Origin of the sequence: Prevotella marseillensis (assembly GCF_900625065.1) — a bacterium.
GTDB classification, from domain to species: domain Bacteria; phylum Bacteroidota; class Bacteroidia; order Bacteroidales; family Bacteroidaceae; genus Prevotella; species Prevotella rara.
The window spans coordinates 87,313-107,345 of sequence record NZ_UYXY01000002.1 but is presented as its reverse complement, the minus strand read 5'-3'; the positions used below and the strand labels follow the sequence as shown (position 1 = coordinate 107,345).

General features: G+C 53.1%; 12 protein-coding genes and 1 tRNA gene. 10 read left to right on the top strand and 3 right to left on the bottom strand.

Annotated elements, in window-relative coordinates:
• The first annotated feature begins 3 nt into the window (after positions 1-3).
• From speA to EJL04_RS13770, 4 genes are all read left to right on the top strand, one after another.
• Positions 4-1,896, top strand: coding sequence for a biosynthetic arginine decarboxylase (gene speA, locus EJL04_RS13785; protein WP_021856009.1), 1,893 nt, complete (start codon positions 4-6; stop codon positions 1,894-1,896).
• Positions 1,897-2,004: 108 nt separating this feature from the next.
• Entirely contained in the window at positions 2,005-2,778 is a 774-nt protein-coding gene (argB, locus tag EJL04_RS13780; RefSeq protein ID WP_125105456.1) for an acetylglutamate kinase, read from the top strand.
• Positions 2,779-3,056: 278 nt separating this feature from the next.
• Complete coding sequence (locus EJL04_RS13775) at positions 3,057-3,569, top strand: RNA polymerase sigma factor (protein ID WP_021856007.1); 513 nt, start codon at positions 3,057-3,059, stop codon at positions 3,567-3,569.
• Positions 3,559-4,026 carry a hypothetical protein gene (locus tag EJL04_RS13770; protein ID WP_053397786.1) on the top strand — a complete coding sequence of 156 codons (468 nt, stop codon included), beginning with the start codon at positions 3,559-3,561 and terminating at the stop codon, positions 4,024-4,026. Before EJL04_RS13775 ends, EJL04_RS13770 begins: the two co-directional genes overlap by 11 nt.
• A gap of 418 nt (positions 4,027-4,444) precedes the next feature.
• Here the strand turns inward: EJL04_RS13770 and EJL04_RS13765 are convergent, their stop codons facing one another.
• Both EJL04_RS13765 and pnp read right to left on the bottom strand, forming a co-directional pair.
• The gene (locus EJL04_RS13765; RefSeq protein ID WP_125105417.1) at positions 4,445-5,089 is read right to left on the bottom strand and encodes a DKNYY domain-containing protein; all 645 of its coding nucleotides are present in this window, start codon (positions 5,087-5,089) and stop codon (positions 4,445-4,447) included.
• A 455-nt stretch (positions 5,090-5,544) separates the two neighbouring features.
• Entirely contained in the window at positions 5,545-7,866 is a 2,322-nt protein-coding gene (gene pnp / locus EJL04_RS13760) for a polyribonucleotide nucleotidyltransferase (RefSeq protein ID WP_021856004.1), read from the bottom strand.
• Positions 7,867-8,350: 484 nt separating this feature from the next.
• Between pnp and EJL04_RS13755 the strand changes: the two genes are divergently transcribed.
• From EJL04_RS13755 to EJL04_RS13745, 3 genes are all read left to right on the top strand, one after another.
• Entirely contained in the window at positions 8,351-9,553 is a 1,203-nt protein-coding gene (locus tag EJL04_RS13755; protein WP_164511786.1) for a clostripain-related cysteine peptidase, read from the top strand.
• 143 nt (positions 9,554-9,696) lie between these two features.
• Positions 9,697-11,763, top strand: a complete 2,067-nt coding sequence (metG, locus tag EJL04_RS13750) for a methionine--tRNA ligase (protein WP_418878433.1) — start codon at positions 9,697-9,699, stop codon at positions 11,761-11,763.
• A gap of 271 nt (positions 11,764-12,034) precedes the next feature.
• Entirely contained in the window at positions 12,035-12,403 is a 369-nt protein-coding gene (locus EJL04_RS13745) for a YbaN family protein (protein WP_053397848.1), read from the top strand.
• A 196-nt stretch (positions 12,404-12,599) separates the two neighbouring features.
• Here EJL04_RS13745 and EJL04_RS13740 read toward each other — a convergent pair whose 3' ends face one another.
• Complete coding sequence (locus EJL04_RS13740; protein WP_125105416.1) at positions 12,600-15,095, bottom strand: TonB-dependent receptor; 2,496 nt, start codon at positions 15,093-15,095, stop codon at positions 12,600-12,602.
• 106 nt (positions 15,096-15,201) lie between these two features.
• Between EJL04_RS13740 and EJL04_RS13735 the strand changes: the two genes are divergently transcribed.
• The 3 genes from EJL04_RS13735 to EJL04_RS13725 all read left to right on the top strand — a co-directional run bounded on the left by EJL04_RS13735 (position 15,202) and on the right by EJL04_RS13725 (position 19,942).
• A tRNA-Arg gene (locus EJL04_RS13735) sits at positions 15,202-15,273 on the top strand.
• 785 nt (positions 15,274-16,058) lie between these two features.
• Positions 16,059-18,449: a TonB-dependent receptor gene (locus EJL04_RS13730; RefSeq protein WP_420899308.1), complete on the top strand. Its 2,391-nt coding sequence runs from the start codon at positions 16,059-16,061 to the stop codon at positions 18,447-18,449.
• 59 nt (positions 18,450-18,508) lie between these two features.
• The gene (locus EJL04_RS13725) at positions 18,509-19,942 is read left to right on the top strand and encodes a DUF4374 domain-containing protein (protein WP_125105414.1); all 1,434 of its coding nucleotides are present in this window, start codon (positions 18,509-18,511) and stop codon (positions 19,940-19,942) included.
• Positions 19,943-20,033 lie beyond the last annotated feature (91 nt).

The following is a 20,033-nucleotide window of genomic DNA, read 5'->3' as shown; positions in this document are numbered from 1 at the left end:
CTGATGAAAAAATGGACCATTGAAGACTCTAACGAGCTCTATAACATGAGCGGTTGGGGAACATCCTATTTTGGTATTAACGAAAAAGGCGACGTGTATGTCACTCCGTGCAAGGACGACACACAGATTGACCTTCACGACGTCATGGACGAACTCTCGCTGCGCGACATCACACCGCCAGTGCTGCTGCGTTTTCCCGACATTCTCGACAACAGAATCGAGAAGACATGGAGCTGCTTTAAAAAAGCTTCAGACGAATACGGGTTTACAGGAGAAAACTTCATTATATATCCCATCAAGGTTAACCAGATGCAGCCGGTCGTTGAGGAGATTATCAGCCATGGACGGAAGTTCAACCTCGGACTCGAGGCAGGCAGCAAGCCCGAGCTCCACGCCGTCATAGCCGTGCAGTGTCAGAGCGACTCGCTCATAATCTGCAACGGATACAAGGACCAGAGCTACATAGAGCTGGCTCTGCTGGCACAGAAGATGGGCAAGCGCATATTCATCGTGGTCGAGAAGCTCAACGAACTTGAGATTATAGCCAAGGCCGCCAAGAAACTCAACGTAAGGCCTAACCTCGGCATACGCATCAAGCTTGCCTCGTCAGGAAGCGGCAAGTGGGAGGAGAGCGGCGGCGACGCAAGCAAGTTCGGACTGACAAGCTCTGAGCTGCTCAAGGCCCTCGAGATTCTCGAAAAGAAGGAGATGAAAGACTGTCTGCGCCTTATCCACTTCCACATCGGCAGCCAGATAACAAAGATACGCCGCATACAGACAGCCCTTAGAGAGGCTTCGCAGTTCTACATACAGCTGCACAAGATGGGCTACAACGTTGACTTCGTTGACTGCGGCGGCGGACTTGGCGTCGACTACGACGGCACACGCTCGCCCAACAGCGAGAGCAGCGTCAACTACTCTATACAGGAATATGTCAACGACTGTATCTACACATTCGTTGAGGCTGCCAACCGCAACGGCATTCAGCATCCTAACATCATAACAGAGAGCGGCCGCTCGCTGTCGGCTCACCACTCAGTGCTCGTCATCGACGTGCTCGAGACGGCTTCATTGCCGGAGATGGACGACGAGTTTGAGCCGGGCGAGGCATCTCATCCGCTCGTAAAGGACCTATATGATATATGGGACAACCTTAACCCGCGCACCATGCTCGAAGACTGGCACGACGCCGAGCAGATACGCGACGAGGCGCTCGACCTGTTCAGTCACGGCATAGTAGACCTTCAGACACGCGCCGAGATAGAGCGTATGTACTGGAGTGTGTGCCGCGAAATCAACTCTCTGGCAAAGAGCCTGAAGCATACGCCCGAGGAACTGAAGAACCTCGATAAGATACTTGCCGACAAGTACTTCTGCAACTTCTCGCTCTTCCAGTCGCTGCCCGACGCCTGGGCAGTAGACCAGCTGTTCCCGATTGTGCCGCTGCAGAGGCTCAATGAGCGTCCAACACGCAGCGCAACGCTGCAGGATATCACTTGCGACAGCGACGGAAAGATAACCAACTTCGTCACCAACCGCAACATCTCGCATATCCTTCCGGTACACACCCTGCGCAAGAACGAGCCTTATTATCTTGGCGTGTTCCTCGTTGGAGCTTATCAGGAGATACTCGGCGACATGCACAACCTGTTCGGCGACACCAACGCCGCTCACATAACGGTGAAGGACGGACGCTATCACATCGACCAGATATTCGACGGCGAGACCGTTGAGGAAGTGCTCAACTACGTTCAGTACAACCCGAAGAAACTGGTAAGGCAGCTTGAAGTATGGGTTACAAAGAGCGTCAAGCAAGGCAAGATTTCGCTCGAGGAGGGCAAGGAGTTCTTGTCTAACTATCGCTCAGGACTCTACGGATACACTTACCTCGAATAAAATAACAGAGCAGAGAGCCGATGCCATGGTGTCGGCTCTTGTTTTTATTACAGGCGCAGACGCTCACATGCCGTGCAGTAGGATGCGCCATTGCTGTAAGATAATATGATGAAAGAGAAGATAACAGTAGTGAAGGTAGGCGGAGCCGTTGTTGAAGACGAGGCTCGCCTTAGCCGTCTGCTCAGCGACTTCAGCGCCATTGAGGGCCGCAAGGTGCTCGTTCACGGCGGCGGTCGCCGCGCCACGGCCGTTGCCTCACGCCTCGGCATAGAGAGCAAGATGGTGAACGGTCGCCGCATAACCGACCGCGACATGCTCGAAGTGGTTACGATGGTCTACGGCGGACTGGTCAACAAGAACCTCGTTGCGCGCCTTCAGGCCAACGGCGTTGACGCCATCGGACTTACAGGTGCCGACATCGACATGATACGCTCTCACAAACGCCCCGTTAAGGACGTCGACTATGGCTTTGTAGGCGATGTTGACCATGTGGACGGACATAAGCTCCGCACGCTCATAGAGGCAGGAATAACGCCCGTGATGGCGCCCCTGACGCACGACGGCAACGGCAACATACTAAACACCAATGCCGACACCATAGCCGCAGAGACGGCAAAGGCGCTGGCAGAACATTACGACGTAACGCTCATCTTCAGCTTCGAGAAGAAGGGAGTGCTCAGCAATCCTGACGACGAAGACAGCGTGATACCGCTCATAACCCGTGCCGACTTTGAGCGTTACGTGGCCGACGGCACCGTGGCAGGAGGCATGCTGCCCAAGCTCGAGAATGCCTTTGAAGCCATAAGTGCCGGAGTTTCGCGCGTCAACATCACCCTTGCCACCGCCATCGACGGCCGTCACGGCACGATGATAACGGAGTAGGGCATGCAGTCAGCACTGCTGATAAAGAAGATTTTGAGAGAAATAGAGCAACATTTAGCATAAAGTCATGCTATGATTTGCGAGACATTGAATTATGTCCGAATGCGCCCGGCAACAGCACCGGCAGCAGGGCATTGCGCACCACAAGGCAGTCAGCAGGCACATACCGCCCGGCAGAGGCTGCAGTCTCTTAATAGCAAATAAACGTTAAAATAGAAAAAAGACCGCATCAGTTTGTAACTTTCGGTCTGTTGAATCGTCATTTAAATAGAGAGCAGATGAAAAATATCAGTTTCCGTAACGATGTTTTGCCGTTGAAGAACGTGCTCTACCGCCTCGCCTTGCGCATAACGCTCAACAAAGAGGAGGCTGAAGACATCGTACAGGACACGCTGATGAAGGTCTGGAACAGGCGCGACAGCTTGCAGAACGTTGACTCGATAGAGGCTTTCAGCCTTACGATATGCCGCAACTTGTCGCTCGACAGAATGAAAAGGGCCGGAAACGACAGCCAGCCGATAGGCGATGAGGAGATAGGCTCGGCCGATACGGCCTCTGATCCTTATGAAAGGATGATACAGAAAGACCGCGTCGAACTGGTGAAACGCATCGTTGACAGCCTGCCCGAGAAGCAAAGAAGCTGCATGCAGCTGCGCGACTTCGAGGGGAAAAGCTACAAAGAGATTGCCACTGTTCTCGGTCTGAGCGAGGAGCAAGTGAAGGTTAACATCTTCAGAGCCCGCCAGGCGGTTAAACAAAAATATAAAGAATATGAAGGATATGGACTATAAATACATAGAACAGCTATTGGAACGCTACTGGAAGTGCGAGACAAGCCTCGAGGAGGAGCACATCCTGCGCACGTTCTTCAGACAGAAAGACGTGCCGGAGAGCCTTCGCCAGTACAGAGACTTGTTCTGCTATGAGCACGAGGAGAAGGAGACCGACGTGCTCGGAAGCGACTTCGACGCCAAGATGCTGGCTATGGTCGACGAGCCGGAACCCGTGAAGGCCGTTACGATAAGCCTCAGACAGCGCTTCATGCCGCTGCTCAAGGCAGCCGCATCGGTGGCTATAGTCCTTGCACTGGGCAACGTGGCTCAGGTGATGTTCAACGAAGGCGGACAGCCCGAACCGGCTGTGGCAGGCTTCCAGAAGACTCACAACGGTCCTTCGGTGGCTATGAGCGACTCGGCAAAGACCGACTCGATGAAGCAGGCTTCGGCCGCAACCACCATCTTAAAGTAAGACATATTTCGATGCTTTCTCAATAAATCATGTTTAGTAAAACAAAAAAACGAAACTGTGAAGTTTTAATTCTCTCAAATTTTTCATAACATACTAACGTAAAGAAAAGGAGCCGTTATCTGACAAGAGATAACGGCTCCAGTTGTTTTTACCAAAATCTGTCATTACATCGTATATCGTTCAATGCTGCAATCAGACAGATGTCTTCATCCGTCTGACAGTCATCTGTTGTCGCCCTGCCGTCTGTCTTTATCTTGACGCCGTCTGTTATAAATGCTGAAAAGCATGCGGCAATCATGCAGAATGATAATGAGCGGTTTGCGAGAAATAAACGTTTCGTTGCTGACATTGCGGCCGGCCTTTGCTGTTTGGCCTCTTTCCGGCCGCGCGTCGTTGTATTGATGCCCTTTTAGCAAGGCTATATCTTATTCCCCTTATAATACGTACTGAAGTTGTCTTTGGCGTATCCGTTGTCGAGAACGACGAAACTTGACGCCGTAGCCCCGTCAATTTTCTTCCCTTTGTAGAACACTCTGAAGCTGTCTTTGGCATATCCGCGGCCAAGCAGGGTGAAGCTCGATGCCGTGGCATCGTCTATTTTCTGTCCCTTGTAGAACACTCTGAAGCTGTCTTTTGTATATCCTTCGCCGAGCAGAGTGAAGCTCGACGCCGTTGCTCCGTCCATCTTCTGCCCCTTGTAGAACACCTTGAAGCTGTCTTTGGCATATCCGCAGCCAAGCAGAGTGAAGCTCGACGCCGTTGCGCCGTCTATCTTTTGTCCCTTGTAGAACACCCTGAAGTTGTCTTTGGCGTAGCCTTCGCCGATGACGCTGAAGCTTGATGCCGTGGCACCTTCAACCACCTGACCGCGGTAATACACCTTGAAGTTGCTTACAAGATAGTCGTTGTTGCTGTTATGATGCCTTCTTTTTGCGTGTGAGCCGTTGTCGCATGCGTTGCAGTGATGTGTACCGCAGCAGTCGGATTGCGGGCACTGAGCGAACGAAACAGAGCCTGCGGCCAATGTAAGGATGAGTGTCAGGGTTGCTGTAAGTATCTTCATAATGTTAAGCTTTAAATGATTTCCCGTTTTATTTATATAGACGTATTTAGCGATGAAGGTTTATCTCGTTAATGTATTTTATTCTTTCTGGCAGCCTTTGCAGCTTATTTAACCCAAACCGCCGTTAGAAATACATGCTTTCTTTTTGCCTGATAATAGCTGCTTTTATAGAAAATATCAGACCGTATGCCATGCGGCTGATCATAAGAACAATAGCTTGCTTGCTGCCTGAATGTGAAAATCTCTAACGCCCGGTTTGTGCTTGCTGCCTGCCTATGCGTCCGTCATACATGACCGGGGCGCAGTTGTTAGGCCTTTATGCGGCGGTTTATGCCGCTGTGCAGCGCGTTTCGGTCATGCCTCCGAGCCTTTGTCAGCCTATGCAGATGATAATAAAAATGGCGGCAATGTGAAAGTTGCCGCCATTAATTATAGTCTTAATGAGATAATCTCAATTAGTCGTTGTTGTGGTCAAGACTGTCGTTGAAGTCTTTGGGCTCTCTCGGTGCCAAAGGATCGTGGAAGTCGTTGTTGTTGCTGCGGTGCTCAAAACGGCGCTGTTCGCGGTTGTTCTGGCGCTCTCCGCGCTCCGGTCTCTGACGGCGCTCGGGTCTCGGACGGCGCTCGCGCTCAACATATCCTTCGGGTTTCGGTATCAGCACGCGGTGAGAAAGCTTATACTTGCCTGTCTTCTGGTCGATGTCCATCAGCTTGACGGTGATCTTGTCGCCCTCTTTCAGTCCGGCTTCCTCAACAGTCTCGAGGCGCTTCCAGTCTATTTCAGAGATGTGCAGCAGTCCGTCCTTGCCCGGCATGATTTCAACGAAGCATCCGTAAGGCATTACAGAGCGTATTGTTCCGTCGTAAACCTCGCCTACTTCGGGTATTGCCACGATGGCCTTTATCTTAGAGATGGCTGCAGTGATGCTCTCCTTGTTAGGCGCACTTACCTGCACTTTGCCCTTTCCGTCGATTTCGTCGATGGTGATAACGGCTCCAGACTCTTCCTGAATCTGCTGTATGATCTTTCCGCCCGGGCCTATTACGGCTCCGATGAACTCCTTCGGAATGTCGAATGCCTCGATGCGCGGTACCTGCGGCTTCAGTTCGGCGCGCGGTTCAGCTATAGTGTCGGTCAGCTTGCCGAGGATGTATTCGCGTCCGCGCTTAGCCTGCATAAGAGCCTTTTCGAGGATCTCGAAGCTCAGTCCGTCGCACTTGATATCCATCTGTGTTGCTGTCAGACCGTCTTTCGTACCGGTTGTCTTGAAGTCCATGTCGCCCAGGTGGTCCTCATCGCCGAGGATGTCGCTCAGCACGGCATACTTGTCTTCGCCCGGGTTCTTGATAAGACCCATTGCGATACCGCTCACGGGCTTCTTCATCGGAACGCCGGCGTCCATCAGTGCCAGTGTGCCTGCGCATACTGTAGCCATTGAAGAAGAGCCGTTGCTCTCAAGAATCTGTGACACGAGGCGCACTGTGTAGGGGAATTCTTCAGGAATCTGGCCCTTGAGCGCACGCCATGCCAGGTGGCCGTGGCCTATCTCGCGGCGTCCTACGCCTCTCTGAGCCTTAGCCTCGCCCGTACAGAACGGCGGGAAGTTATAGTGGAGAAGGAAGCGCTGGTAGCTCTTGTTGAGCACGTCGTCAACCATCTTCTCGTCGAGTTTTGTTCCGAGAGTACATGTAGTGAGGCTCTGAGTCTCGCCACGTGTGAAGATAGAGCTTCCGTGAGGCATGGGCAGCGGGCTCACCTCGCACCATATCGGGCGTATCTCCTCGGTTGTACGGCCGTCGAGACGCTTGCCCTCGTCGAGGATGCAGCGGCGCATTGCGTCGCGCTCAACGTCGTGGTAGTAGCGGTCGATGAGAGCGTTCTTCTCCTCGAGCTCGTCTTCTGTCAGCTCGGTGTGTGCTGCGGCATAAGCCTCTGCAAAGTCGGTCTTGATCTTGTCGAAGGCCTCTTCGCGTGCCTTCTTGTCGTGGTCGCCGGCTTCAGCTATGGCGTAGCACTTGTCGTAGGTCTCTTTTCTGAGCTGTTCGCGCAGCTCCTCGTCGTTCACCTCGTGGCAGTATTCGCGCTTCACGTCGGTGCCGAGTTCCTTCATGAGCTCCTCCTGCAGCACGCACATCGGGCGTATAGCCTCCTGAGCGGCCTTGAGGGCTCCGAGCAGGTCTTGCTCTGAAACCTCGTTCATCTCGCCTTCAACCATCATGATGTTCTCCTTAGAGGCACCAACCATGATGTCCATGTCGGCGTTTTTCATCTGCTCGAATGTCGGATCAATAACGTATTCGCCGTTGATGCGTGCTACGCGCACTTCAGAGATAGGACATTCAAACGGAATATCTGAGCATGCCAGGGCACATGAGGCTGCGAAGCCTGCCAGTGCGTCGGGCTGGTCGACACCGTCGGCAGAGAAAAGAATTACATTAACGTAAACCTCTGCATGGAAGTCTGACGGGAAGAGGGGGCGCAACGCACGGTCTACCAAACGGCATGTAAGGATTTCGTTATCGGTTGCTTTGCCTTCGCGCTTGGTGAATCCGCCCGGGAAGCGTCCGGCTGCGGCATACTGTTCTCTGTACTCAACCTGCAAAGGCATAAAATCTGTTCCGGGAACTGCATCTTTTGCGGCACAAACAGTGGCCAGAAGGACGGTGTTGCCCATACGGAGCATACAAGAGCCGTCGGCCTGCTTTGCCACTTTCCCGGTTTCAATGCTGATGGTTCTGCCATCAGGCAGTGAAACTGTTTTCGTAATTACGTTCATCTAATAAAAAAACTTCTTGTTTTATAACATCTTCAAAAAAATCTCAACAAAGGTAGGTAAAAGTGCATAAATAAACGAATAAAAACCGAATTATTTTCTTTTTTTATGATTATGTGTGATGTTTTGACTTATGCCTGCTTGCAGGGCGTTTTCCAAAAGGTGGCCTTTTAGCCTCCGAAAGGGCACCTTTTGCACGCTGAAAGGCCACCTTTTGCAGCCTGAAAGATGCCCTTTTGCAACGCGTTGAGTGTCAGTGTGTTATGCCGCCTGTGCCTTGCCGTCTTACAGGCGGTCTGCCATTGCCTCGCGGCGGCTTGCCGGCAGGCATGGGACCCGGGGTGGGGGATAAACTAAAAAAATGGAGGTTAAAGTCCTGATAATCAAATTTTTTTATTAGTTTTGCAACCGTTGCGGCCGCTGCTGCCTGCTTGCGGCAGGATGACCGGCGGCGAGCCCGTTTATTTAACCCCAAAAACATCGAGATATGAAACAATATTCAGCCTTGCAGTTTATTCGCCGAGTTATGCTTATGATGCTTGTGGCATTGGCCCTGACGGGCTTGTCGTCGTGCCACGACGACGAAGACGCGCCGGAGGTTAAGCCCGAGCAGCGCACGCTGTTCATGTATTTCCCGTGGTCGACCAACCTGACCGACTACTTCTACGACAACATCCTTGCCATGGAAGAGGCCATCGCCAAGACCGGACTCGACAACGAGCGCGTGATAGTGTTCATATCAACAAACTCATCAGAGGCCGAGATGTTCGAGATAACCTGCAACGGCGGAAAATGCACCCGCACCGAGCTGAAGACCTACGACAACCCCTCGCTCACCACGGCTGCCGGCATATCGGGCATACTAAACGACATGAAGACCTTTGCCCCGGCCGACGTCTACGCCATGACCATAGGCTGCCACGGCATGGGATGGCTGCCCGTTGAGAGCAAATACAAGGCCAAGGGGCAGGCGCCCGCCTTCGTGCCGCATTACAGCGCCGACAAGGGCTACGCCATGACGCGCTATTTCGGCGGCGTTACGAGCGACGACCAGACAGACATATCAACGCTGGCCGACGCCATATCCGACGCCGGACTGAAGATGGAGTTCATACTCTTTGACGACTGCTACATGTCGTCGGTCGAGGTGGCTTACGACCTGCGCCACGTAACCGGCCACATCATAGCCTGCCCTACGGAGATAATGGCCTACGGAATGCCCTATGCCGAGATAGGCGCAAGCCTGCTCGGAGAGCCCGACTATAAGGCTATAGCCGACGGATTCTATGAATTCTATTCCAACTACGACTATCCCTACGGCACGCTCGGCATAACCGACTGCAGCCAACTCGACGCCCTGGCAGAGATCATGAAGCTGATAAACAACCGCTACGAGTTCGACAGTCTGCAGCTCTACAGCCTGCAGCGCATGGACGGATACACGCCCGTGCTGTTCTTCGACTTCGGCGACTACGTTGAGCATCTTTGTCCCGACGAGGCCCTGCTCGCCGAGTTCAAGGCACGCCTGGCCCGCGCCGTGCCCTATGCCGTGCACACCGAGCAGTATTATTCGGCATACAGGGGAGCCGTCGACATAAACACCTATTCGGGCATCACCACCTCGGAGCCGAGCACTCACTCGCTTGCCGCCGACGTGGTTGACACCAACTGGTATAAGGCCACCCACTGACACCGCCCGTGCCTGCCGCCGACGGCAGCCATGAGCCGCGCCGAAGCAGCTGCGCAAGGCCTTCGAGGGGCTACATTCCACGAAAAAAGCGTTTTCGTTTTGTAGTCCGCCCGATTTATATTAACTTTGCCGTTCAAAAGGAAATAAAGTATTATTTACACTATATGGAAGATAAACATTTCAAGCGCACCACCGTAACCGCCGCCCTGCCTTACGCCAACGGCGGAGTGCACATCGGCCACCTGGCCGGAGTTTATGTGCCGGCAGACATCTATGTGCGTTATCTCAGACTTAAGAAACAAGACGTTAGATTCATCTGCGGAAGCGACGAGCACGGAGTGCCCATCACCATCCGTGCAAAAAAAGAAGGCATAACGCCGCAGCAGGTTGTAGACCGCTATCACGCAATGATCAAGAAGAGCTTTGCCGACTTCGGCATCTCGTTCGACATCTACAGCCGCACAACCTCTGACACACACTCAAAGGTTGCGTCAGACTTCTTCAAGAAACTCTACGAAGAAGGCAAGCTCATCGAGAAAACCTCAATGCAGTATTACGACGAGGAGGCACATCAGTTCCTCGCCGACCGCTACATAACGGGCGAATGCCCTCACTGCCACAACCCGAAGGCCTATGGTGACCAGTGTGAGAAGTGCGGATCAGACCTCGACCCTACAGAACTCATCAATCCCAAGAGCGCCATCAGCGGCTCGCAGCCCGTGCTGAAGGAGACCAAAAACTGGTATCTGCCGCTCAATGAGTATCAGGACTGGCTCAAGCAATGGATACTCGAGGGACACAAGGAGTGGCGTCCCAACGTCTACGGACAGTGCAAGTCATGGCTCGACCTCGACCTGCAGCCGCGCGCCATGACCCGCGACCTCGACTGGGGTATACCCGTTCCCGTTGACGGAGCTGAGGGCAAGGTGCTCTATGTATGGTTCGACGCCCCGATAGGCTACATCTCAAACACCCAGGAACTCATGCCCGAGGACTGGGAGAAGTGGTGGAAAGACCCTGAGACACGCCTCGTTCACTTCATCGGAAAGGACAACATCGTGTTCCACTGCATCGTGTTCCCCACAATGCTTAAGGCTCACGGAGGCTACATCCTGCCCGACAACGTGCCTGCAAACGAGTTCCTCAACCTCGAGAACGACAAGATATCTACATCACGCAACTGGGCCGTATGGCTCCACGAATACCTCGAGGAGCTGCCCGGCAAGCAGGACGTGCTGCGCTATGTGCTCACCGCCAACGCGCCCGAGACAAAGGACAACAACTTCACATGGAAAGACTTCCAGGAGCGCAACAACAGCGAACTGGTGGGCATCTACGGCAACTTCGTAAACCGTGCGCTGCAGCTCACCAAGAAATACTGGAACGGCGTAGTGCCTGCTTGCGGCGAACTGCAGGACATCGACAAGCAGACCATCGAGGAGTTTAAGGATGTCAAGGCCAACGTTGAGCATCTGCTCGACAACTTCAAGTTCCGCGATGCCCTCAAGGAGGCAATGAACCTTGCACGCATCGGCAACAAGTACATAGCCGACTGCGAGCCTTGGAAGGTTGCAAAGACCGACATGAAGCGCGTGGAGACTATCCTCAACATATCTCTCCAGCTCGTTGCCAACCTGGCAATAGCCTTCGAGCCGTTCCTGCCTTTCAGCAGCGCAAAGCTCCGCAAGATGATAAACATCGACCAGTTCGACTGGAATCAGCTCGGCTCTACCGACCTGCTCGAGGCCGGACATCAGCTTGCTGAGCCCGAACTGCTCTTCGAAAAGATTGAGGACGACGTCATAGAGTTCCAGCTCAAGAAGCTCGAGGAGACCAAGAAGGCCAACGAGGCTGCCAACTACAAGGCCAAGGAGATTAAGCCCAACATACCTTTCGAGGACTTTGAGAAGCTCGACATCCGCGTAGGTTTCATCAAGGCATGCGAGAAAGTGAAGAAAGCCGACAAGCTGCTCAAGTTCACTATCGACGACGGAAGCGGTCAGGACCGCACCATCGTCAGCGGCATTGCCAAGTTCTACAAGCCCGAAGACCTCGTGGGCAAGCGTGTCTGCTTCATCGCCAACCTTGCTCCGCGCAAGCTGAAGGGCATCGAGAGCCAGGGCATGATACTCTCTGCCGAGGACTTCGACGGCTCTCTGAGCGTCATTACAACCTCTGCCGACGTTAAGCCGGGCAGCCAGGTGTGCTGATGCATTGGGCATAACGCCGTGCGGGCGGCCCTAGGGCACGCTGCGGCAGGGCTGACATTGTCTTACGGAAGACAACGTTATAGCATATAAAATATAACAGGATAATATAAAGACGCATGCTCCATGATGCTGGTGCATGCGTCTTTTATTTTTATGAATGCCGCCGCCGGAGGCCGCCAGTCATGCCTCTCAGGCGTCAATACATGCCCTGACATAACTTATTATGCCGCCGTTGTGCCGTTATTTCGTGCCGTGTTATTATCTTTGCGGCATGAAATATGTTTTCATGTTGATAGGTTCTGTGTCGCTGGTGCTGGGAGTTGCAGGCATATTTCTGCCCCTGCTGCCCACCACGCCCTTTCTTCTGCTTGCGGCGGCGATGTTCTTTCGCAGTTCGCCGCGTGCCTACAGGTGGCTTCTCGGGCACAGATATCTCGGTCCGTACATACGCAGCTTCCGCGAGGACCGCAGCATACCGCTGCGCGCCAAGATAGTGGCTTTGTCGCTGCTGTGGCTCACGTCGCTTCATTGTGTGGTGCTGATATTCGACTCCTGGTGGCTGCGTGCCGCCATGCTTGCCGTTGCCCTGGGCGTGAGCTGCTATATCTTGTCGTTCAAGACGCGGCGTAATGCTGACTGAGGGAATTCCTTCAGTTGGCTTACTTGTTGCCTTCAGTCTTATTATGTAGGTGCAGTGCCCTTGTCCCTGTTGTTTCTTTATCGGCGTAAATATATAAAATGCGACCGGCGTCGGTTCTATCCGTGATAGATTCTGACGGCCGGTCGCACTGCGATGTGTTGCGTTATAAATAACTTAAACTATTTATTGGTCTGGTTTATTCGTATCCGTTCTCCATTCCGTTCATGTTCTCAGAGCCTTCGTTGGCGCTGTTGTTGACCTTCTTCTTAGGTGCCTTTGCCTTCATGTTACCGAAGTTCCATGTCAGCGAGAGGTTCACGGTGCGTCCGCTTCTCCAGTTTTTCTGATAGCGTGTGAAGGTGTCTGAGCTTGTGTAGTTCTCAAACTTGCGCGAGTTGAGCAGGTCGCGGCAGTTGATGGCGAGCGTCAGCTTCTTGTCGAGGAATGTCTTGCGCAGACCCAGGTCCATGCTGAAGTTGGCCTTGCGGTATCCCTGTGTGATCACCTGGCGTGCGCGGTAGCGTCCTGACAGCTGCAGAGATATGTCCCAGGGCAGCATCAGCGAAGCCTGCATGCGTGCGTTCCATGTAAAGTTGTTGTTGCTCTCGCCTGTAACGGTCTGGCCGTCCACGTCGTATGTAAAGCCGTCGAGCTTGTAGTAGTAGGCGTTTGCCGTGGTGGTAAGGTCGAGTATGCGGCATATTCTGTTCTTCAAAACCAGTTCGAGACCGGTGCTCAGGCTGTTAGACACGTTCATGTAAGTCTGATACATCATGTTGTCCGTGCTGCTCTGATATTTTATCTGCTGTATGACGTCGCTTGTGGGGCGATAGTATGCGCTGACGAGCATTGAGTGAGCGTCCCATGTCTTCAGGTAGTTGAGCGAGAACGAGTTGCTGAACTCCGGGGTAAGTTCGGGGTTACCGAACGATATCATCGATGCGTCGCGTGTGTTCTTGAAGCTGTTGAGCTGGCCTCCCCACGGACGGCGCAGACGGCGTGTATAGTTGAGCTGCAGCTGCTGTGTCTCGTCGAGCTGATAAGAGAGGAACACGCTCGGGAACAGTTCGAAGTAGTCTTTCTTGAACGGATTGTCGCGTTTCGATGGGTCGTGCTCCTGCTCGTAGGTGTAGCTTTCGGTGTTCACGCGCCAGTATTCGCCGCGCAGACCGGCCATTACGCCGAACTTGCCGAACTTCATCGTTGCCGTTGCATAGAGCGCGTGCAGGTCCATGTTGTAGATAAAGCGGTTATAGTAAGCCTGGTCTTCCACCTGGTTTACGCCGTCCCATGACGTGTCGTCGATAAAAGACTCCTGCGGAGAGTTCTCTCGGCTGAAGTTGCCTTGGTATCCTGCCTGAAGCATAATCTTGTCGGTTATGGGGTTCTCGTAGTCGAGTTTCACCTCCCACGACCTGTTGTTCATCAGCATCGGGCGGTTCTGGTAGTCGTATTCTGTGGGCAGCGGCTCGTCGATATACGTGGTGCTGTCCTGATAGATGTTGCTCTGGTCCATCTTCCATTTGTTGAAGTCGACGGTGAAGTCGAGATAATGCTTGTCGGTGAAGTTGTGGCGGTAGTTGAATTTGCCGTAGTACATGTTCATGTCAGAGCTTCCCGACGAGCGGCGCAGCATGATGTAGCTGTCCTGCGGTGAGCCTATCGTACCATAGTGATACGGCGTTGTGCCTCCGTTCTTGTGTCCGCCGACCATTGTCATTCCGCTCAGTGTGAACTCGTCCTTGTCGGTTGCGCGGAAGGTTAGTCCGGCGCGTGCGAACATATTGTTGCCCATGCGGTCGTTGTCGGCCGTGTACGACTGATATTCGTTGGTGTTAAGATACTCCTGATAGCTCATCGAGCCGCCGTCGTTGCTGCGGTGGCGGTAGCCCAGGCTGGCGTATCCCTCAAAGCGTCCGATGTTGAAGTTGATGTTGCCGTTCACGTTGGCGCTTCCGCGCGTGCTTCCTCCGGCCTGCACAGAGCCGTAGTATCCGGCTTGGCGGTTCTTCTTCAGTATGATGTTAATGATGCCGGCGCTTCCCTCGGCGCTGAATTTTGCCGACGGATTGTCTATCACCTCTATTCTCTCGATGCTCTCAGAAGGCAGCTGCTGAAGGATTTCGGCGCGGTTGTCGCTTGTCAGTCCGCTTGCCTTTCCGTTGATCCACACCTCCACGCTGGTGTTGCCGCGCAGCGATATGTTGCCGTCAGTGTCAACCTCTACCGACGGGATGTTCTCCAGCACGTCAGTGGCGTCGCCTCCGGCATTGGTGATGTCCTGCGAAACGTCGAACGACTTGCGGTCAACCTCGAGCCTCATTGTAGGCCTCTGTGCCGTCACCGTAACCTCTTCGAGCGTCTGGCTGTCGTCGTTCATGTAGATCTTCTTAAAGTTCATGTGCCTTCTGTTTTCGGCCACGCTGAACGCTTTTTCAACCGTGGTGTAGCCTATGTAGGTAAGCTTCACGGTGTAGTTGCCATAGGGCAGCTTGTCGATGTAGAACAGGCCTTTCTCGTCTGAGATGGCGCCTTTTACGAATTTTGATGTTGCACGGTTATACACAGCAATGTTGACGAAGGGCATAGCCTCTCCCGTCTGTGTATCCTCAACCTTTCCCCTTACGCTGCCTTGCGCATGGCATATGGCGGCGTATAATACTAACAGACTAAAAATAATAAGTTTCTTCATAACACCTATTGTGATGTTTCTAAGCGTGAAAAGTTTAATTGTTAATATGATTTTTCACATTTTATTTGGTTTTACGTCATAAACTGACTAACTTTGCAGTCGGATTGGTCTCATAGTTCAATGGATAGAACAAGTCTCTCCTAAAGATTAGATCCGAGTTCGATTCTCGGTGAGACCACTTTCAAAGCGGCATCCATGCGGTTGCCGCTTTTTTGTTTTGCGCCCCTGCCGTATATGTGCATGCCGTAGCTGCTCTGGCCAGCGTGCCGTCAGGCAGCCGGGGCGTAGGCATGAGCGGCAGGCGAGGGCCTTGCGGCAGGTGCGTTGTGCCTCCGCTTTATATATACGCAACAGCCGCTTAATTGTGTCATAACATTATGATATTTTAACGTTGAGGCCGGTTTCAGCCTTTTGTTTTAACACATCGCGGAGCGCGTTTCGGCGTTTCACGGGGCCGTGTCTTGCCGCTCTAATGTCCGTTTTGTCATGTCCGTCATGCCGTTTATGGTCAGAAATTCCCCAAGTTCATCATTCCTTCATTGATTTTCGTCCCGTTTTTCAGTCAGAAAGCCATGCTCTTATGCTGCAAAAGGCATACTTTTACGCCCTGAAAGCTATCCTTTCGCCTTGCAAAAGGTGGCCTTTCGCATTGCTGTTTCGTGCCATTTGTCATGCCGTTTGCGTAATGTGCTGATTAATAAGGCGTTATAAAACATGCCGTTTTTCGTGTTTTTCATGCCAAAATACGTTCCGCTTTCAAAAATACGGCTGTTTCAGCAATGCCAATTAACTTATTTAACATCTTTTCGTTCCGTCGTCCTGAATACCCATAAATTATTATCCGCCCCGGCAAGTGTGGGCCTCTGCAGGGCCATAAAAATACCGATTTTTTGCTATTGCAGGCATTTTTATTTACAATTAACTTTGCAGCGGTTTTATTTATTAACGAAAATACTTGTCAAAGTGAAAGCAAAAGGCTTTAGATTAACGCTTATTTTAATTAATGTTCTTATATCGCTTACACTGCATGCGCAGACAGGCGGCAGCGGAACAATATCGGGAAAGATAGTAACAGACAGCAAGCAGGCAGTGGAATACGCCACGGTCAGGCTGAAGGGCACATCATACGGCGGCCATACAGACATGCAGGGCATATATCATATAACCGCCCCGGCAGGGCGCTACAGCCTTGTGGTGTCGGCCGTAGGATACAAGACCGTAGAGCAGACCGTCGCCATCGAGGCAGGCGTAAGGCAGAAGCTGAACGTCATGATGAAGGAAGACGCCATACAGCTCGACGAGGTTTCGGTGGTGTCGGCAGGCGTAAGCAGAGTGAAAAACTCAGCCTACAACGCCGTGGCTGTAGACACCAAGGACATGCTCAACACCACCAAGACGCTGAGCGAGGCCCTCGCCAAGACACCCGGACTTAAGCTCAGGGAGTCGGGCGGAGTAGGTTCCGACATGAACCTCATGCTCGACGGCTTCAGCGGCAAGCACGTAAAGATATTCATCGACGGCGTGCCGCAGGAAGGCGTGGGCAGCTCGTTCGGGCTGAACAACATACCCGTGAGCTTTGCCGACCGCATAGAGGTCTACAAGGGGGTGGTGCCCGTGGGCTTCGGCACTGATGCCATCGGAGGTGTTGTCAACATCGTCACCAACCGCAAGCGCCGCAGCTGGTTTCTTGACGCATCTTATTCGTATGGCTCATTCAATACACATAAGTCGTACATAAACTTCGGACAGACGTTCAAGAACGGCTTCACATATGAGATAAACGCCTTTCAGAACTACTCCGACAACAGCTACCGCGTTGATGCTCCGGTGCTCGACTTTGGCTCGCAGAGCATCGATACAAAGAAGCTCTACAGCGTAAAACGTTTCAACGACACCTATCACAACGAGGCAGTGGTGGCAAAGTTCGGACTGACAGACAAGAGCTGGGCCGACAGGCTGATGTTCGGCTTCACCTATTCGCACATGTACAAGGAGATACAGACAGGCGTAAGACAGAAGACAGTGTACGGACAGAAACACCGCCACGGCTATTCGCTCATGCCGTCGATCGAGTATTCAAAGCGCGACCTCTTTGTCAAGGGGCTCAGCCTCGTGGCCACAGCCAACTATAACCGCAACTCAACCACCAACGTCGACACGGCAAGCTACCGCTACAACTGGCTCGGCGAGCGGCAGCGCACAAGCTCTCCGGGAGAGCAGTCGTATCTCTACTCGAGGGCAGACAACGACAACTGGAATGCCACTCTCAACATAACATACCGCATAGCGAGGATGCACACGCTGACATTCAACAACGTGTTCAATGCCTTTAGCCGCGACAACACGTCGCTTCTGTACGGACGAGAGGACAAAGACCCCATATCCAAGGACATGAGAAAGAACATAGCCGGACTCTCATACAGGCTCCTGCCTTCGGAAAAGTGGAACATCTCGCTCTTTGGCAAGTACTACCGCCAGTATGTGTCGGGGCCGGTGGCTGTCGACGAGAACGCAAGCAGCTATGTAAAAACCAGCCGTACGATAGACTCCTGGGGCTATGGCGCGGCCGGAACCTGCTTCATCGTTGACGGACTGCAGGCCAAACTGTCGTATGAAAAGGCTTGCCGCCTGCCCACGATAGAGGAGATGTTCGGCGACGAAGACCTCGAGACGGGCAGCGTGCTCATTCGTCCTGAGCGCAGCGACAACGTCAATCTCAGTCTCAGCTGGAGCAAGTCGTTCGGCAGTCACTCGCTTTACGTGGAGGGCGGACTGGTCTACCGCGACACGCGCGACTACATCCAGCGCAGCATTGCCGAGCTCAGCGGCAACCGCGAGGGTGCCTACTATGAGAACTACGGCAAGGTGAAGACAACCGGATTCAACCTTTCGGCACGCTACACCATGGGCCGCTGGCTCAGCATTGGCGGCAACTTCACCCGCATGGACGTGCGCGACAACGAGAAGATAATGGTTGGAAGCACCTCGGTTGCCAATCCCGTGTATAAGTCGCGCATGCCAAACGTGCCATGGCAGTTTGCCGATGCCGACGTAAACTTCTACTGGCACGACCTTCTGAAAGAAGGAAACATGCTCACAGTGACCTACGACAACCAGTATCTGCACAGCTTCTGTTACTATTCCGAAGGCGTGCAGGCCGTCAATCTGAGCGACTATATGGTGCCTACGCAGTTCTCCCACAACCTCACTCTTACCTACAGCATGTGCCGCGGACGCTACAACGTGTCGCTTGAGTGCCGCAACTTCACCAATGAGAAGCTCTACGACAACTTCAGTCTGCAAAAGGCGGGGCGCGCATTCTACGGCAAGGTGAGGATATATTTAGGCAGATGAGATGCCGGTTACACGAAGGATAAACGATAAAGTTAAACTAAATAATAAATTTAAGACAAATGAATAAGAACCGTTTCCTTGCCGGAATGCTGGCCATTGCTGCGTCCGGAGTTTTCTTTGCGTCATGTTCTGACGATGCCGCTGACGATGGCGGAGGTGCAGCTTCAGGCATTACTAACCCTTATGTGATAGCAACCACAGTCACAGGCTCTAACACCACGGCCAACATCCTTACCTCGGCAGCGTCGCTTGAGGGCGAGATAACGCCTTCGGGACTTGCCAACGACGGCGCCACCTACTGGGTGTTCCACGGCCGCAAGTATCTTTATGCCCTCAACTATCATCAGGGCGAGAGCGGCACAACCTACTCTTATGTGCGCAACAGCGCTACAGGTGCGCTTGAGCAGCGTGCCAAGGAGTATTACGTTACGCGCTTCACCACCTACGGACTGTATGACAATTGCATCATGACGACATCGAGCGGCGACGGCAACGCGGCATGGGCCGACCCCGTTACGGGCTATCTGCCGCAGGCGTTCAAGGTGTCTTATCTCGATGTTGACAGCGAGACATTCGAGTCGAACACCGTTGCTACTGACGGCAACGATACTTCCGTGGCCGATGAAGACTATATCTGCGAGAACTTTCTGGGCAACGGCGAGTATGTAACTCTTGCCGGACTGGAGCAGGTGGGCAGCAAGATATACAGCGCAGCCGTGCCGATGGGACTGTCGCAGTATGGCTGTCAGCAGTTTACAGACGATGCCCGCACTCAGTATAAGTGGGTGCGCCCGGGCTATGAGGACCTTATCAAGACCGAGAGCGGCGGCACAAACAGCAGCGCTTACGACAAAGATGAACTGCAATGGACCCAGTGGCCCGACGAATGTTGGGTGGCTGTGTTTGCCGACAGGACGCTGAAGGAGAAGAAACTGATAAAGACCGACAAGATAAGTTATGCCTGCGGACGCAACAAGTCGCAGTATTATCAGATGGTATGGGCAACGGACGACGGCCGGTATGTCTACGTCATATCGCCCAGTTATGCCAAGACGATGGCCGATGCACGCCAGCAGACCACGCTGCCGGCAGGAGTGGTGCGCATAGACACGTCGACCGAGGACTTTGACGACTATTACTGCAACCTTGAGCAGCTGTCGCCCAACGGACTTCTGCGCAGTTGGTATATCGGCGGCGACAGCTTTCTGTTCCTTATGTATGATGCCCCGATAACCTCATCGGACAAGACTGCCAACCGCCTTGCCGTGTTCAATGCGTCGGCAAAGACTCTGACCGATGTCACGGGCCTGCCCTCTGACGTGTCAGGCTTCGGCTCTACGCCTTACATGGCCGACGGATATGCCTATGTGTCGGTGAACACCGGGTCGGGCTATCCTGCCATATGGAAGATTGATCCTGCTACAGGTGCGGCCACAAAGGGGCTCACCGTCAGCGGTGCAACCACAGTGACGGCCGTAGGACGCATTGACTGATCAGTGCTGATGATATGTCGCCGTCATGCAGGCGGAGGTCTGCCGGAGTGCATCTTAGCATGTTCCGGCAGATAATAATTTGACAGAAATG